This window comes from Noviherbaspirillum sp., from assembly GCF_035654295.1.
Classification (GTDB): Bacteria; Pseudomonadota; Gammaproteobacteria; order Burkholderiales; family Burkholderiaceae_D; genus Noviherbaspirillum.
In genome coordinates this window covers 1-16,456 of record NZ_DASRXF010000201.1, presented here as the reverse complement: position 1 = coordinate 16,456, position 16,456 = coordinate 1, and the positions used below count along the sequence as shown (strand labels likewise).

The 16,456-nt window shown below is 63.8% G+C and carries 12 protein-coding genes and 1 tRNA gene; 9 read left to right on the top strand and 4 right to left on the bottom strand.

Annotation, left to right across the window (positions count from 1 at the left end):
* On the bottom strand, nt 1-3,038 hold a 3,038-nt coding region (locus VFF99_RS18615), incomplete at its 3' end, for a glycosyltransferase family 4 protein (RefSeq protein ID WP_325020416.1).
* A complete protein-coding gene (locus tag VFF99_RS18610; protein WP_325020415.1) occupies nt 3,028-4,383 on the bottom strand; it encodes a class I SAM-dependent methyltransferase in 1,356 nt (451 codons plus the stop codon). The genes VFF99_RS18610 and VFF99_RS18615, both read right to left, overlap by 11 nt.
* A 217-nt stretch (nt 4,384-4,600) precedes the next feature.
* Here VFF99_RS18610 and VFF99_RS18605 point away from each other — a divergent pair, with 217 nt between their 5' ends.
* Both VFF99_RS18605 and gluQRS read left to right on the top strand, forming a co-directional pair.
* Nucleotides 4,601-5,662, top strand: coding sequence for a class I SAM-dependent methyltransferase (locus tag VFF99_RS18605; protein ID WP_325020414.1), 1,062 nt, complete (start codon nt 4,601-4,603; stop codon nt 5,660-5,662).
* Nucleotides 5,663-5,720: 58 nt separating this feature from the next.
* On the top strand, nt 5,721-6,614 hold the full coding sequence (gene gluQRS / locus VFF99_RS18600) for a tRNA glutamyl-Q(34) synthetase GluQRS (protein ID WP_325020413.1): 894 nt from the start codon (nt 5,721-5,723) through the stop codon (nt 6,612-6,614).
* Here gluQRS and VFF99_RS18595 read toward each other — a convergent pair.
* A complete protein-coding gene (locus VFF99_RS18595; protein WP_325020412.1) occupies nt 6,611-8,038 on the bottom strand; it encodes a DEAD/DEAH box helicase in 1,428 nt (475 codons plus the stop codon). The genes gluQRS and VFF99_RS18595 overlap by 4 nt on opposite strands.
* 337 nt (nt 8,039-8,375) lie before the next feature.
* Here VFF99_RS18595 and VFF99_RS18590 point away from each other — a divergent pair, with 337 nt between their 5' ends.
* From VFF99_RS18590 to VFF99_RS18560, 7 genes are all read left to right on the top strand, one after another.
* Nucleotides 8,376-8,717: a hypothetical protein gene (locus VFF99_RS18590; RefSeq protein ID WP_325020411.1), complete on the top strand. Its 342-nt coding sequence runs from the start codon at nt 8,376-8,378 to the stop codon at nt 8,715-8,717.
* 285 nt (nt 8,718-9,002) lie between these two features.
* Nucleotides 9,003-10,112 carry a DegT/DnrJ/EryC1/StrS aminotransferase family protein gene (locus VFF99_RS18585; RefSeq protein ID WP_325020410.1) on the top strand — a complete coding sequence of 370 codons (1,110 nt, stop codon included), beginning with the start codon at nt 9,003-9,005 and terminating at the stop codon, nt 10,110-10,112.
* A gap of 20 nt (nt 10,113-10,132) precedes the next feature.
* Entirely contained in the window at nt 10,133-11,008 is an 876-nt protein-coding gene (locus VFF99_RS18580) for an ABC transporter permease (RefSeq protein ID WP_325020409.1), read from the top strand.
* Complete coding sequence (locus VFF99_RS18575) at nt 11,005-11,760, top strand: ABC transporter ATP-binding protein (protein WP_325020408.1); 756 nt, start codon at nt 11,005-11,007, stop codon at nt 11,758-11,760. Before VFF99_RS18580 ends, VFF99_RS18575 begins: the two co-directional genes overlap by 4 nt.
* Entirely contained in the window at nt 11,757-14,027 is a 2,271-nt protein-coding gene (locus tag VFF99_RS18570) for a glycosyltransferase (RefSeq protein WP_325020407.1), read from the top strand. The genes VFF99_RS18575 and VFF99_RS18570 overlap by 4 nt, the downstream gene beginning before the upstream one ends.
* Nucleotides 14,018-15,670 (top strand): glycosyltransferase, encoded by a 1,653-nt coding sequence (locus tag VFF99_RS18565; RefSeq protein ID WP_325020406.1) that lies wholly within the window; start codon nt 14,018-14,020, stop codon nt 15,668-15,670. Before VFF99_RS18570 ends, VFF99_RS18565 begins: the two co-directional genes overlap by 10 nt.
* Nucleotides 15,649-16,278: an acetyltransferase gene (locus VFF99_RS18560; protein WP_325020405.1), complete on the top strand. Its 630-nt coding sequence runs from the start codon at nt 15,649-15,651 to the stop codon at nt 16,276-16,278. Before VFF99_RS18565 ends, VFF99_RS18560 begins: the two co-directional genes overlap by 22 nt.
* A 37-nt stretch (nt 16,279-16,315) precedes the next feature.
* Here VFF99_RS18560 and VFF99_RS18555 read toward each other — a convergent pair.
* Nucleotides 16,316-16,394 (bottom strand) — tRNA-Ile (locus VFF99_RS18555).
* Between the last annotated feature and the right edge of the window lie 62 nt (nt 16,395-16,456).

Below are 16,456 nucleotides of genomic sequence, written 5' to 3'. Positions count from 1 at the left end.
TAGACGATCAGGTCGGCGGTCTGCAGCCGCGCCAGGCATTCCGCTTCCGGCAGGAAGTCGGTGATGAAGGTTACCTTGTTGGCGATGCCGAGTTTTTCGATTAGCGCGTCGCAGGCCTGTTTTTCGAGTTCCGAATCGATGTACGGATAGAGCGAATTGAGCAGCAGGAGATGCAACGAGGGATTGCGCTTGGCAAGCTGGGCGAACGCTTCGATCAGCTGGCGCACGCCCTTGTGCGGCAACAGGAAGCCGTAGGCGGCGATGACTTTCTTGCCTTCCAGGCCGCGCTCGACGCGTTCTTCCTGCGAGAGGGATGGCAGCATCGGCAGCACGCCATGCGGGAAGAAGACGAGGTTGCGCGACAGACCGAAGCCTTTCAGGATGTTCATGTCCTGCACGCCGTGCACGTAGAGGCGGTCTGCGCGCGCCAGGGCATCCGCGATGCTCGACAGCGAGAGCAGCTGGTCGCCATGCATGACGTCGCGCGTGGAATGGAAGAAGCAGTGGACGCCGATGCCGGCATCCTTGAGCCGGTGGATGAGCCGGCCCATCGCGGGCAGCGTGAAGAAGCTGTAGTTGAACTGCAGCACCACCGCACGCAGGCCGCGCGCGATGATGGTGTCGTACAGGTCGTCCAGGGTTTCGCTGCGGTCGGTGCTCCAGCAGCGCACGACGTTCGCGCCGTCCTCGCCCAGGCGGTCAACATTGCGGTTGGCGAGGATGGTGATGCGGTCGGAGGTCAGCGCCACCGACAGGAAAGCCGTGTAGGTGGCGATGCCGCAGCGCGTGTTCCAGGTGCTGACCCAGCCGATCGGGTCTTCGCTTCGGAACACCGGCTGGCCGACGAGCGCCGTAATCGCTTCTTCCGTGCGTTCGGCAACGCGGTCCCAGGTGTAGTCGCGCAGCACGCGTTCGCGCGCCGGCACGGTGCGCTTGCGGCGCTCCTCGTCGGTCGCGCCGTGCACGTCGGACATCAGGCGCGCGAGATGGCCGACGTCGGGGTCGGCCCAGACGGAATGCGCCATGCCGAGATGCGTATCGGCCTTGGCGAACTGGAAGTCGACCATCCACGCGGTGCTGTCGTCGCAGAAGTCGGTCTGGCCGCCCCATGCAGTGGTGATGACGGGCAGGTTGAACAGCATCGCTTCGGCCATCGGCAGGCCGAGGCCTTCACCGCGGCTGGGCGCGACAAAGGCGTGGCACGCCTGGTAGAGACCGACCAGTTCTTCCTGCGAGCAATCGCGGTTGACGAGCACCACGTCCGGGTACTGCGGATCTTCCTTGCGCAGGCGCGCGAGCTGCTGCTCGACATCGTTGTGCGGATTGGGGAAGGTCTTGATCACCAGCGACACATCGTCGCTCTGGCGGAACGCCTTGCCGTAGGCCTTCAGCAGCGCGTCGACGCCCTTGCGCGGGAAGCACGAGGATACGTGCAGGAAGCGGAAGCGCTTCATCTTCAGGTCGGGCGCCTGCGGCTTCACCTGCAGCAGGTGGTCGACGCCGCCGCCGGTCACCGCCATCGGAATGCGCACGCCGTTGTCGCGCAGGATCTTTTCCACTTCGCCCGACAGCACGGTCACGAGGTCCAGCTTGCGGTTGAAGGCGTTCACGTAGTCCGTCGGGAAGCCGGTTTCTTCCCAGCCGTAGGAGTGCATGACGCGGATGCGGCCGGGCATGTCGCTCACGCGCGGCGGATAGCAGAAGCGCAGCGCGACGTCGGGCGGGTTGTGCGCCTCCAGCGAGCGCTTGTGCATGGCGGCGCAGTCCGGGTTGGCGGAGAGGAAAGCCGCGTTGGGCGCGAAATCGCCTGTGCCTTCCATGCTGCGCAGGCCGACGTCGTTGCCGCGCGCGCTCAGTGCGCGGCCGAGTTCACGGTTGACGATGGCCAGGCTGTAGCTGGAATCGAAGGGGCCTTCGATCTGCCAGAACGGCTTGGGCGGCGCGGTATCCGCCGGCGCGGGCGGTTTCGGGCATTCGATGTCCAGCGACTTGAGGTAGTTGGCGAGCTGTCGGCGCAGATGGTCGGGATCGAAGCGTTCCGCGTTGCGGCGCTGGCCGGCGATGACGCGCCGGCGCAGGCCGGGCTCGGATAGCAGCGTATGCAGGACGGTGGCCGCCTCGCGCGGGTCGCCGCTCTTGAGGATCAGTCCGCCCTCGCCCATGGTGTATGGAATGCTGCTCAAGCCGCGCGCCACTACCGGCACGTCGAACAGCATGGACTCGATCAGCGGCATGCCGAAACCTTCGTGCTCGCTCATGCAGACGAAGGCATCGGCCACGCGGTAGAGGGCGAACAGGGTTTCGTTGGGCACCTTGCCCGCGATCAGGACGTTGCCTTCCAGGCCCAGCTCCTGGATGCGCTTGAGGATGCGTTCCTGGTAGCTGTAGCTGCTGATGCCGCCCGCCAGGATGAGGCGCACCGGCTGGTCGGCGTAGTGCAGCAGCTCGGCCAACACTTCGAGCAGGTCGAGCTGGCGCTTGTTTTCGCAGACACGGCCGATGAACAGCAGGTTGACCGCATCGTGCAGCGACGCCACCGACGTCGGGTCCCAGGGCGCATGGCGGATCATGTCGGCATCGACCAGCAGCGGGATGGTCTCGATGTTGCGGTAGTTTGCCTCGCGCAGCTCCATGCTGTTGTATTCGGAATCGCCGATGGCGCCGATGTAGTCCGGCGCCCACTGCACCAGCTGCTGGCGTCCCAGCACGCTCAGGCGCCGCACTTCGCCTTCTTCTGGCAGCAGGTGCACCGGCGTGATGTTGTGGTAGACCATGACCTTGGGAATGGTCAGGTTGTCCAGCCAGGCGACATTGTCCTGGCCCAGGCTGTGGTGCATGAACAGGAGGTCGCCTTGCTGCGGCTTGAACTGACCGAGGGTCTTCACCTCGGCGGCCAGGGGTTCGGGCACGTAGTCGCTGTAAATCTCGGATTCGAAACCGAGCTCGCGCAGCAGGCGGCGCGTAAAGAACATGCCGTTGGTCACGCCGTCGCCCGGCGCGCACGAAGGGCTGTATTGATGAATTGCCTTAATTTGCATAAGTCTTCCAGGCGATGACCGCGTAGTCTTGCGGGCCGTACAGGGCTTGGTTTACGCGGCGCGCCACGTCGCTGTCTTCGATCAGTTGCAGGTTGGCGGGGTACGGGTGCAGGCGCAGCAGTTCCGCGCGGGCAAAGCCGCGCTGGCGCACCATGAACTCCGCCACCGCCGGCACCACCGGATGCAGGTGGGTCGGGTCGGTGTAGAAGTTGCACGCACCCACCATGAGGTTTTCCGGGTTGGGCGTTTCGAAAATGATGAGGCCGTCCTTGCGCAGCGCATGCAGCGCGGCATCGAAGAGGGCGACCAGGGTTTCGAAAGGCAGGTGTTCGATGATGTGGAAGCCCGTGACCGCGGCCACGCTGCCTTCGGGCTGGCGGCGCAGGTAGGCGATCGCATCGTCGCATTCCGCGGCCAGGCCGCGCTCGCGGCAGGCGGAGACCATCGCAGCGTTCATGTCCACGCCGAGCGCCTTGAAGCCTTCGCTGCCGAGCAGTTCCAGCCACTCGCCGCGGCCGCAGCCAACGTCGACGATGCGCGCCGCGGCGTCGCCTCTTAATGGCTCAAGATAAGGCAGATAGACCTTGAGACGGTCGAGGATGTCTTCGCGGGAGCCGCGGAAGGCACGCTCGAATTCGGTGTAGAAGGCGTCGGCGTCGAAAGCGGAAGCTGTAACAGCGTGAGCAGGCGCTGCCGGCGCAGCCTGCGGCGCTGCCGACAGCGCAACGGCCTGCATGTGGCGGCGCAATTCCTGGCGCAGCCCGGCAAGGTTGTTTTCCCGGTTTGCGTCGTTTGCGAGCATGTTGCGCACTGTTTCTTCCAGACTGACGACGCGACGCTCGATATCGAGCGTTTCGAGACGATTGAGGCGCGTACCGATATCCAGCGCGTCGAAGCGGCGCAGGCGGTTTTCGATGTCCAGCGCCAGGATCTGGTCGATACGCTGGTTGGTTTGCGCATGGCTGGTCTGCTGCATCTGGCGCAGTTCGATCATCTGCTGCGCCATTTCGTGCCGGATCTTGTTGATGCGCAGGAGCGCGTAGACCATGTGGATCCCCGGCCCCAGGACCGGAGCCAGCATGATCCGCTGTTTCCACGTCAGCCCGGGCGACTTGATGTGCCGCAACTTGCGGTTGACAGCAACGGCGAAGGGGCCGAGCACGGGTATGCGCTTGATCAGTGCGCGCACGCCCGTGGTCTGGTATGTGTATCCGACTCCGGGGGTGAACTCGACGGCCTTGGGCTTGATGAACAGCGGCTGGGCGCGGTAGCGGTGCTCTGCGACGGTCTTCAGCTTTTGGGTAAGAAGGTCGGTATCGAGTTCGGGATTATTGGGTGACAGCATATTGATAGGAGGCGTGCAACGCGCGGGCGCCGCCTGGTAGGCGCGCCGGCCAAAAGAGTCGAAGTATACAGGACTCCCGTCTGCGGGTTGTCTGGATGCATTCGTTTACGGAAAGTAACAAGTTTGACATTTCGCAACATCTGTTGCCAAATAGTCATGCAGGCTTACTGGTTTCGCCCTAAACATCCGTTCAAACCCTTCGTTCGACAAATATCCCATGATGCCGCCTTTCCTGTTCGGCGCAGCGCGCAAAATATGGCCTTATGTGCCTCTCTCCATCCGGCGTTCGCAATTCGCAGCCCGGCTCAAGGCAAAGGCACTCGGCCCCGCGGCCGAGGTAGAGCATGACACCTCGGCCGCGGCACCTGCACCTGCACCTGCACCTGCACCTGCACCTGCACCCGGCCCGAGGGTCGTTTCCAATCTGGAAGAGGTCGACGAGATGCTGCGCATGCTGGACAAGGCGGCCACGATTTCCGACGACGAACTGCGCCGCGGCTTCACGCAATTCCACATGCAATTCCCGCTGGAGCTGCCCGCCGATCCGGATTCCCCGGAATATCGCGCCTCGCAGATGAAGCTATACGAGTGGCTGCACGGCAAGCCGTACGCCGTGTCCAACGAGGTATCGGCATTCGACGTGCAGAGCGCGGCATCGCGCCCCTTCCCGTTCTTCACCGAGAGCCCCCAGACTGTCGGCAACCATATCATCAGCATCGGACATTTGATCCGTACACTCAACCTTCCGCCCAAGAGTTCCATCCTGGAATTCGGGCCGGGCTGGGGCAATACCACGCTCTGGCTGGCGCGCATGGGCTATGACGTGACGGCGGTGGACATCGAGCAGAACTTCGTCGACCTGATCCGGGAAAGGGCGCGCCGGAAGTCGCTGGAGTTGAACGCCTTGCAGGGCGATTTTTCGATGATCCACAGCTTCGATCGCCAGTTCGACGCGGTGCTGTTCTTCGAATGTTTCCATCACTGCTCGGATCACCAGGCGCTCATCGCCGGCCTCGACCGCGTGATCGCGCCGCGCGGGAAAGCCATCTTCGCGGCCGAGCCGATCACCGACGATTTCCCCATTCCCTGGGGCTTGCGGCTGGACGGCGAATCGCTGTGGGCGATCCGCAAGAACGGCTGGCTGGAGCTGGGTTTCAAGGAAACGTATTTCCGCGGACTGATGGCGCGCCACGGCTGGGAGTTGACCAAGTCGGTGTGCCCCGAAACGCCGTGGGGCGTCATTTTCACCGCGACACGCAGCGCCGAGCAAGCTTCCTGACCTGACAAGCGGCGGCACCCGGACGTACACTCACGCTTTATTCAACACCTGAACAAGCATGACGTCATATACCGGCCGGTTTGCCCCATCGCCGACGGGGCCCTTGCACAAGGGCTCGCTGGTGGCTGCCATCGCAAGTTACCTGGATGCGCGCGCCAACGGCGGCCAGTGGCTGGTGCGAATCGAGGATATCGATGAAGCCCGCGTGGTCCCGGGCGCCGCGGAAGACATCCTCGCCTGCCTGCGTGCCTTCGGCATGCGCTGGGATGGCGAGGTGGTCTGGCAGAGCCGCCGCAAGGGCTTGTACCAGGCAGCGCTGGACGAGCTCGGCAACCACGTCTATCCCTGCGGCTGTACGCGCCGGGAGATTGCGGATTCCCGTGTCGGCGTTGCCAGTGATGGCGCCGCGGTGTACTCGGGCACCTGCCGCAACGGGCTGGCGCCGGGCAAGACAGCGCGCGCGTTTCGCCTGCGCGTGCCGGACGGCGAAGATGGCCGCATCGACATCGAGGATCGCTGGGCGGGCAAGGTCTCGCAGTTGCTGGGGATGGAAGTCGGCGATTTCGTGCTCAAGCGCGCCGATGGTTTCTGGGCGTACCAGCTTGCGGTTGTAGTGGATGATGCGGACCAGGGCGTGACCCACGTCGTGCGCGGCGCGGACCTGCTCGACTCCACCCCGCGACAGATCTTCCTGCAACGCCTGCTCGGCGTGCCGACGCCAAGTTACATGCACGTGCCGGTGGTGACCAATGCGCTCGGAGAGAAACTATCGAAGCAGACGGGAGCGCGGGCACTCGACTTGTCGCACCCGCTGGATGAATTGACGGCTGCCGCAGGCTTCCTGGGCCTGCAAACCGGCCCGGCCGCTTCCCTTGCTGAGTTCTGGGAACGGGCGACGCAGGCATGGGCAGAGGCACACCCGCTGCCCGCCTCAGGACCTGAGGGCCTTTAGCGCTTCGGCACGCCGCCGAGCAATGCGGCAACCTTGGTCTTCTGCGGCTTGGCGCCGGGGCCCTGGTTGCCGGCCTCCTCCTGCTTGGGAGACGGCGCGGCAGGCTCGTACGGCTTCAGGAACCAGGGATCGATCTTTTCCTTGCGCTGCCCGTAGGCGCCGCGGCCATACTGCGAACCGCGTGCCGCCGGCACGTTGCGCTCGTCGCTTTCTTCGTAGCGCGGACGGCGGTCGGCCGAGCGTGCCGGCACGAAGCCGGAAAGCTGCAGGCGCGAGATGCTGTGCTTGATGAGCTTCTCGATATCCGCCAGCTGGCGCGATTCCTTGTCGGTAAAGAGCGAAATCGCATCACCCGATGCCCCGGCACGGCCCGTACGGCCGATGCGGTGCACGTAATCCTCGGCGTTGTAGGGCAGGTCGTAGTTGATCACGCAGGGCAGCTCGGCGATGTCGAGGCCACGCGCCGCAACGTCGGTGGCGACCAGCACTTCGATGGTCCCCTGCTTGAACGCGTCGAGCGCGGCCATGCGCTCGGCCTGGGTCTTGTCGCCATGGATGGCGGCGGCCTTGATGCCTTCCTTCTCCAGGTGGCGCGACAGGCGGGAAGCGCCGATCTTGGTGTTGGAGAACACGATGACCTGCTTGAGCCCGCGCTCGCGGATGATGTGGGTGACGGCGTCGCGCTTGGCTTCTTCCTCGACCTTGTACAGCACCTGGGTCACGTTGTCGGCGGTCGCGTTGCTGCGCGCCACTTCGATCGTGACCGGATTTTGCAGGAAGCTGCCGGCCAGCTTCTTGATGTCGGGCGAGAAGGTGGCGGAGAACATCAGGTTCTGCCGCTGCTTCGGCAGAAGGTTGATGATGCGCTGCAAGTCGGGCAGGAAGCCCATGTCGAGCATGCGGTCGGCTTCGTCGAGCACGAGGATCTGGGTCTGCGACAGGTTCAGGGTTTTCTGCTGCACGTGGTCAAGCAGGCGTCCCGGGGTCGCGATCAGGATCTCCACGCCTGCGCGCAGCGCCGCCGTCTGCGGGGTCATGTCGACGCCGCCGAAAACGACCGCGGAGCGCAGGGGTGTGTGGCGCGAATACGCCTTCACGTTGTCGGCGACCTGGTCGGCCAGCTCGCGCGTCGGCGTGAGGATCAGTGCGCGCACGGGATGCCGCGCGGGCGACGCGCTGGTGTTCGCATGGGCCAGCAGGCGCTGGATGATGGGCAGCGAGAAGCCGGCGGTCTTGCCGGTGCCGGTCTGGGCGGCGCCCATCACGTCGCGCCCTTGCAGCACGATGGGGATGGCTTCGGCCTGGATCGGCGTCGGATGGACATAACCTTGGTCGGCAAGCGCTCGCAAAATATCGGCCGAAAGCCCGAAGTCTTCAAAGCGTACGGCGGCGGTTTGCGAAGTGGCTGGCTGGGTGTCTGGCATAGTGCTTTCATGTAGCCCGCAAAGGGCTGTCAATTACAAGTGCGCGGTACAGGTGCGCAATACTGGTGCGCGGACGTCCGGGCGTCCGCATGACGCATTTTCAAAAACAACCTTCCATTATACGCCTGCATCTGTACATCGTTGATTTTTCGGGATTTCGTTGCCGTCCGGCAGATTTGCCCTTGAGGCGTCCTGCTGTGACCGCCGGTAGCGGAAAAGATTGCAGCGGCCTCGGCAAAAGAACTGCCGACACGGCAATTTTTCTATTCCAGGACGGGAAAATTGCGGGATCGCGGTATCATCCCGTCCGTCCTTCCACGCCGAAAGAACCCGCGCCATGAAAGAACCGCTGATTGCCCTGATTGCCGTCCTCTGCAATGTCATCGCCCAGCTTTCCGTCAAGCAGGCGGGCACGACGGGCGCGGCCGGGACGGGTTGGCAATCGTGGCTCTCGCCCTGGCTGTTCGGCGCCGTGTTCCTGTACGGCCTCGCCTTCGTGCTGATGGTGCGCGTGTATGCCGTCAATCCGCTGTCGGTCGCCTCGCCCACGATGGCCGGCGGCACGTTCCTGCTCGTCGCGCTGGCGAGCTGGCTGCTGCTCGGCGAAGGAATGGGCGTGCAACGGATCGCGGGCATCTTTCTCATCTTCCTCGGCATCTATGTGCTGACGCGCAGCTGAAAGCTGGGCTCGCGCCGCCGTCATCCCGGCAAAAGTCGCCGCGCGTATTTCACGTCTTTGGATTCCTGCTTTCGCAGGAATGACATCCGCTATTGATTTCATTGACGCGCGGATATCCTCTTTCCCGCACTGACAAAGCGTCAACATGCTGCTTTGATTTTTCGCATCGTCCCGCCGAGAGCCGGATGGCAAAGTTGTGCAACCAGCACACTGCCTGGCCGGCAATCCGCGATAGCGCTCCGGTCCACGCGTTTCTCTTGTGTGCACCCACCTCTACGACCGCACATGATTCCCGTATACCAACCGTACCTGACCGGACGCGAAAAAGAGTACGTCAACCAGTGCCTGGATTCGACGTGGATCTCTTCCAAGGGCGAATTCATTTCCCGCTTCGAGAGTGAATTCGCGCGCTTCATCGGCGCCAATCACGCCACTACCGTCTGCAATGGCACCGTCGCGCTCCACCTCGCCCTGACCGCGCTGGGGCTGCAACCCGGCGATGAAGTGATCGTGCCGACGCTGACCTACGTCGCTTCGGCCAACGCCGTGGTGCAGGCCGGCGCTGTCCCTGTGTTTGCAGACTCGGTGCCGCACACCTGGCAGATCGATCCGGAAGATGTGCGCCGGCGCATCACGAGCCGCACGCGCGCCATCATGGTCGTCCATCTCTACGGCCTGCCCTGCGACATGGATCCGCTGCAGATGCTGTGCCGCGAATATGGCCTGTACCTCGTCGAGGATTGCGCCGAGGCCTTCGGCACCTATTACAAGGGCCGGCATGTCGGCACCTTCGGCGACGTGGCCACCTTCAGCTTTTTCGGCAACAAGACCATCACCACCGGCGAAGGCGGCATGGTCGTGAGCCGCAGCGCCGAGCTGCATGCAAAGGCCTACCACCTGAAGACGCAGGGCGTTTCGCCGACGCGCGAATACTGGCACGACGTGGTGGCCTACAACTACCGCATGACCAATATCTGCGCAGCCATCGGTCTTGCGCAGCTGGAACAGGCCGGCGAGATCATCGAGAAGAAGCGGCAGGTCGCCGCCTGGTACAAACAGGGCCTCAAAGGCATGCCGCTGACCACGCACGACGAGATCGAAGGGACGCGGCATTCCTACTGGATGTGCTCGATCGCATTGGAGCACGCCGGGGATCGCGAGCCCTTGCGCGGCTACCTGAAGCAATGCGGCGTGGAAACGCGCCCCGTATTTCATCCGGCCCACACGCTGCCGCCCTATGCCGCCGAACTGTCGTTCCCGGTGGCGGAATCCATCAGCGCCCGCGCGCTGAACCTCCCCAGCTATCCGGGGTTGACGCGCGCCGAGGCGAATGACATCTGCGGCTTGATCCGCCAGTTCTACCAGGACAAGGGAGAGCCGTTGCGAGCGGCCTGAAAGTGAAGCACGTGAACAGGATGCAAAGCAAGCTGGACACGCCCTTGCAGCAGCCCGGAGCTGCGTCGGCGGAACTGCGCGTGGCGCCGCCGCCGCGCAAGCGACAAAGTCCGGCGCGCGCCTATATTTCGGGGATCTGGAATGCCCGTTACTTCTGGGTCCACCTCGCGCTCTCCGACCTGCGTTACCGATGGCGTCGCTCGTTCTTCGGCGCGCTCTGGTCCATCATGCAGCCGGTCGGCATGACCCTGCTGCTCGCCGTCGTGTTCGGCCGCCTGTTCAACACCAACATCACCGAGTACGCGCCCTTCATCCTCTCCGGGATGATCTTCTGGGAATTCATCACCTCCACCGCAACCGGAGGCTCGCTCGCCTTCGTCCAGGCCGACGCCTACATCAAGCAATGCCACCATCCGCTGGCGATCTACACGCTGCGCACCGCGCTGTCGAACCTGCTGGTGCTGACGATGGCCAGTCTCGGGCTGGTGGTCTGGGTACTGATCATCATGCCGCAGCACTTCGGCTGGCACTGGCTGGCCGCCCTGCTGATCTACCCCATCGTTGCGCTGGTGGCATGGCCGCTGTCGACGATGCTGGCCTACGTCGCCACCCGGTTCCGGGACATCCCGCACGCGCTTGCGCTCGCCTTCCAGACCTTGTGGCTGATCTCGCCGATCTATTTCGAGCCCTCCATGTTCCGCAACGGCGGCCTGCACGTGCTGGTCGACTACAACCCTGTCTACCACATGCTCGAAATCGTGCGCGCGCCATTGCTGCGCGGGCAATGGCCCACGCCGACCAACTTTGCCTATTGCGCCGGGGTCATCGTGGTGATGACCTTGCTCACCTGGCTGATCGGCCGCACCGCCGAAAAGCGCGTGATTTTCTACCTATGAATGCGAACCATATCTACCTGGACAAGGTGAACCTGCACTACGCTTCCGTTGCCTTCAAGGAGCGCTCGCTGAAGTCGCTGCTGGGCGGCCTGCTCAAGCGCGACAAGCCGGCGGCGGCAGTGCAGGACGTGCATGCGCTGAAAAACATTTCCGTCGAGATCCGTGCCGGCGAGCGGGTCGGCCTGCTCGGCCACAACGGCGCGGGCAAGAGCACCTTCCTGAAGATGGTTGCGGGCCTGTATCCCATTTCCGGCGGGACGCGCGTCGTTGAGGGAACGGTGCGCTCGCTGTTCGACCTGAGCCTCGGCTTCGAGCCGGACGCCACCGGCAGGGAAAACGTCCTGTACCGCGGTCTGCTGCTGGGCCTGTCGCCGAAATTCATGCGCGCGATCGAGGACGAAGTGGTCGAATTTGCCGGCCTCGGGGAATTCATCGACTATCCGATCCGCACCTATTCCGCCGGCATGCAGGTACGCCTTGCGTTCGCGATCTCAACGGCAGTCGGCGGGGACGTGCTGCTGCTCGACGAAGTGATCGGCGCGGGCGATGCGAACTTCATGGCGAAGGCGAAAGAGCGAATCACCAAGCTGATCGAACAGTCGGAAATCCTGGTGCTGGCCTCGCACGACTTCGGCGCGCTGCGCTCGCTGTGCGAACGCGGCCTGGTGTTCGACCACGGCAAGCTGATCTTCGACGGCCCGGTTGTTGAAGCCATCGACCATTACAAGGCGGTCAATGGAATTACGTCATGAATCCCCCGGTGCGCGTCCTCTGGCTGCTCAACCACACCACCTTGCGCCGCTTCGAGGTGGCACAGCTGCGCGCGCTGGGCATCACCGAAGTGTATTGCCCGAAGCGTTTTCCGTATGACGAAGGCAACCTGTCGGCCAGCGTGGACGAATCGCTGGATGCAACGCTGAGCATCCCCGACGGCGACTTGCAGGTCCTCAATGCACAGAACTGGTATGAATCCCCTTCCCCGCAAGCCTGGGCCATCGCCAACCAGCACTTCCGCATCGCGGTCGTCGGCTTTTTCCCGCGCCAGATCGAGGCCTGCGTACGGCATTTCAAGGGATCGCTGGTCTTGCGCGTATTCGGGCTGGCAAAGGGATATTCCTACACCCAGCTGCTCGGCGAGGAACTGGGCCCGGCCTTCATCGACAAGCTGCGCGGGCTGGGCAAGCGCTTCTGGTTCGGCGCCGGATACGAACACCTGAAGGATGCGGAAGAAGGCTTCCTGCGCAACCGGGAATGTTTCCTTCCTGTCGGCCTGGAGGGCGAAGTCGTCCCGGAGGCCTGGCGCGGCAACGACAGGCGCATTTTCTTCGTCTGTCCGCGTATCGAGACCTCGCCGTACTTCAAGGCGATCTACCAGACTTTCAAGAAAGATTTTTCGGGGCTCGACTACGTGATCGGCGGCGCGCAACCCATCAAGGTGGCTGACCCAAAGGTACTGGGCTTCGTGCCGCGCGAGATACACGAACGCAACATGCGCGAGCTGCGCGTGATGTTCTATCACAGCACCGAGCCCAACCACGTCCACTATCATCCCTTCGAAGCGATACGCGCCGGGATGCCACTGGTGTACATGGCCGGCGGCATGCTGGACAGACTCGGCGGCGAATCGCTGCCCGGACGCTGCAAGACGGTGGAGCAGGCACGCGACAAGCTCAGGCGCATCCTGGACGACGACCGCGACCTGATCGACGCCATCCGCAAAAGCCAGCTGAAACTGCTGGAGCCGATGAAACCCGAGAATTGCATCGGCGCCTGGCAGGCCGGTTTCCGGCGCATCCTTGGCAGCCTGCGCAGCGACAACGTGGTTCCCCTCGTGCGCAGCCATCGCATCGCCGTCATCGTGCCGACCGGCTACCGCGGCGGCAGTCTGCGCGGCGCAAAACTGCTGGCGCAAGCCATCGAAGCGGGAGGATTGCAGGCCGGACGCAAGGTGGAAGTGGTGATGGGCCACCTCGACGACCGCGAGATCTACACCGAGGACGAATTCGCCGACTTGCCACGTACGGTGCGGCGCCGTCCGTTCAAATGGCAGGTGTTGCCCGAGGACGAGGCGCGCCGCGCACTCGCTTATGCCGGCCTGCCGCAGGATGTCGAGGCGCCGCACTACCAGGTGCCCAACGACGGCGTCCGCCATTTCGCGGATTGCGACCTGTGGGTCATCGTCTCGGACCGCATCGATCATCCGGTGCTGCCGCTGCGGCCGTATGTGGTCATGGTGTATGACTACCTGCAACGCTACGAAGGATTCCTGCCGCAGCCGGTCAACCGCCGCTTCATCCATGTCGCGCACCGCGCCAACCGGGTATTCGTGACCACCGAATTCACGCGCCAGGATGCCCTGCAGTTTGCCGGTCTGCCCGCAAGGAAGGTGTGCAAGCTGCCGATGCTCGCGCCGGACTTTTCCGCCGTGCGTCCTGCGCCGGGGAAAAGGCAGGGTTACTTCCTGTGGACGACGAACCTGTCGCAACACAAGAACCACGAGAACGCCGTGAAGGCGCTCCAGCTGTATTACGAGGAATATGACGGTACCCTGCCATGCCGCGTGACCGGCGTGGGAACGGACACCCTGCTGAAGAGCAATCTCCCGCACCTGAAGCCCCTGCGCGCGCTGGCCTCCAACAGTCCGCTGCTCAAGCGCAACCTCCAGCTGCTGGGCGAGATGCCCGACCGCGCCTATCGCAACCTGCTCGCCGGAAGCGAGTTTCTCTGGCATCCCGCGCGCATCGACAACGGCACCTTTTCGGTCATCGAGGCCGCCCATCTCGGCGTACCTTCGCTATCCAGCGACTACCCGGCGATGCGCGAGATCGATGAGCAGTTCGCCTTGCATCTCGCATGGATGGATAGCGATGACCCGCGCGACATGGCGCGCCAGCTCAAGGCCATGGAGCGCGCCGCGGACGAACGCCGGGCCTTGCTGCCCACGCGCGAGCGGCTGGCATCCCAATCGGTGGATGCGCTCGCCGGCGCCTACTGGCAGGCGGTGGAGGAATGTCTGTGAAGACCTACGGCATCTACCTCGCCTATCCGCACACCGTCGACCTGCGGGCCGAGGGACTGGGCCGCCTGCTTGCGGAATTCCTCAAGGGCGCGCGGCAGCGGGGCGATGTGCGCTTCGTCATCGCCTGCCCGAGCTGGACCCGCGACAACCTGAACCAGCTGTTCGAAGCGAGCGGGCTGCAGCAGGAAGACTTCGAGATCCTTGCCCCCGCGCGCAAGCCCTTGCTGCTCATCGCCCATCAAAAGCTCGTTGCGTTGCGCGGCAAGAAGGAGGTGCGCAAGAAAGAGGACGGACTGCGCGCCCGGCTGCGCAAGCTGAGATCGCAGGTCGTCCGGCGTGTCGAACGCTACCTCGGGCAGACGCGCAGCCTCGGCGGCGCAGCGCTCCTGGGCTTGCTGGCGTCGCCGCTGATCGCGCTCGGCGTGTTCCTGCTCTTGCTCAGGCGTGCCATGCGCAAGGCAAGGCGCCTGGTGGAAGAACGCGTGCGCCCTCGCGAACCCGCCGCACAGACGCGGAACGGCTCGCTCGGCAAGATTGCAGAGCGCCCGGGAAGCTATCCCTTCATCGTGCGCTTGTACAACGCGATGGAGGAAGCGGAAGCCACGCTGCTCGACGATCTCATCCGCACACGCACGGATATTGCCGCCTGGTTCAGCCCCACCGCGTTCTGGCCGCGCTTCAACGACATCGCCGCGCCGCGCCTCATGTGCGTGCCGGATGTCGTCCTCACCGATTTTCCGGTCGGCTTTGCGCCGGTCGGCGGCGAGCGCTTCCTCGAAAACTTCAAGCGCGTGGAAAGCGCGGTCGAAGGCGGCCAGTATTTCGTGACGTACAGCGAAGACGTCAAATGGCGCACGCTGGTCCAGCGTTACAACGTGGAACCAGAGAATGTGTGGGTCGTGCCGCACGGCGCCAATCGGGTCGACGACTTGATCACCGTGTCCGGTTTCGCGGATAACGATGCCGCGACAACCGCGCTGTGCATCGACCTTTTCCGCACCGCCCTGCTGAAAGCGATCAACTACGGCGACGCGCGCATCTTCGGCAGCGGCAATGTCCGCTTCATGTTCTATGCCAGCCAGTTCCGGCCGAACAAGAACGTGCTCTCGCTGCTGCGCGCCTACGAGCACTTGCTGAAGCGGCGGCACCTGCCCCACAAGCTTATCCTCACCGGCAACCCCAACGGCCTGCCGGAATTGAAAGAGTTCATCCAGTCGCATCATCTGGAAAACGATGTGCTCTGCCTGCACGGCCTGAGCGCGCAGGAACTGGCGGCATGCTACCGGCTGGCGGACCTCGCCGTGAACCCCAGCCTGAGCGAAGGCGGCTGTCCGTTCACCTTCACAGAGGCGATGTCCGTGGGCACCCCCGTCGTCATGGCGCGCATCCCGGTGACCGAAGAAGTGATCACCGATCCCGCGCTGCAGGAAATGATGCTCTTCGATCCCTATGATTGGCGCGACATGGCCGAACGCATCGAATGGTGCCTCACCAACCTGCCCGTCTTGTATGAGCGGCAAAAGCCGTTCTACGACAAGCTCGCGCAGCGGGCATGGCATGATGTCGTCGACGAAACCATCGACATACTTGATTCCATCTCAACCGAGCAAGGGGAAGCGCAATGTACACGGGCCAGGGCTTAGTGATCTTCGGATTCGGCGGGCATGCGCGCAGCGTTGCCGATGTCGCGCTGGCCGCGGGATGCAGGAAGCTTCTGTTCATCGACGGCAATGCGCGGGAAGGGGAAACCTTCCTCGGGCATCCTGTGCTGCGCGAATTGCCGGAGACTTTCCCGGCGGGCTGGCAGTGCCTGGCAGCGTCGGGCGACAACCATGCGCGCGCACGCCAGATTGCATCGATCCGTGAAGCGGGCTGGCCGCTCGCGACCCTGGTCGCGCCGACGGCGAGCATCGGCGCCGGCTCCGTCATTGGCGAGGGCAGCTTCGTTGCCCATCATGCGCATGTCGGGCCCCTGGCGCGCATTGGAGCGGGCGCGATCATCAACACCGGTGCCATTGTCGAGCATGACTGTGTTGTGGGCGATTATGTCCACGTATCGGTCAATGCCACCGCGGCGGGGCGGGTGCGGTTGGGCGACTTCGTGTTTCTCGGCGCGGGGGCCACCGTGATCGACGGCGCGCATGTCGGCAGTGAAATCACGATCGGGGCCGGCGGCGTGGTGGTGCGCCAGCTCGAATTAGCGGGCACTTACGTAGGGGTTCCCGCGAGAAGGCTGGACAAGCTTGCATGAAAAAAGGGGTTACGCCGAAACGTAACCCCTTTTTTATTGGTGGGCCTCCCGTGAGTCGAACACGGCACCAACGGATTATGAGTCCGCTGCTCTAACCAAGCATGAGCTAGAGGCCCAATCTTTTACCGGCGGGCTTCAACCTCTCTTGCCCGCCTGGTTCTCCCTTCATCCTCAATCG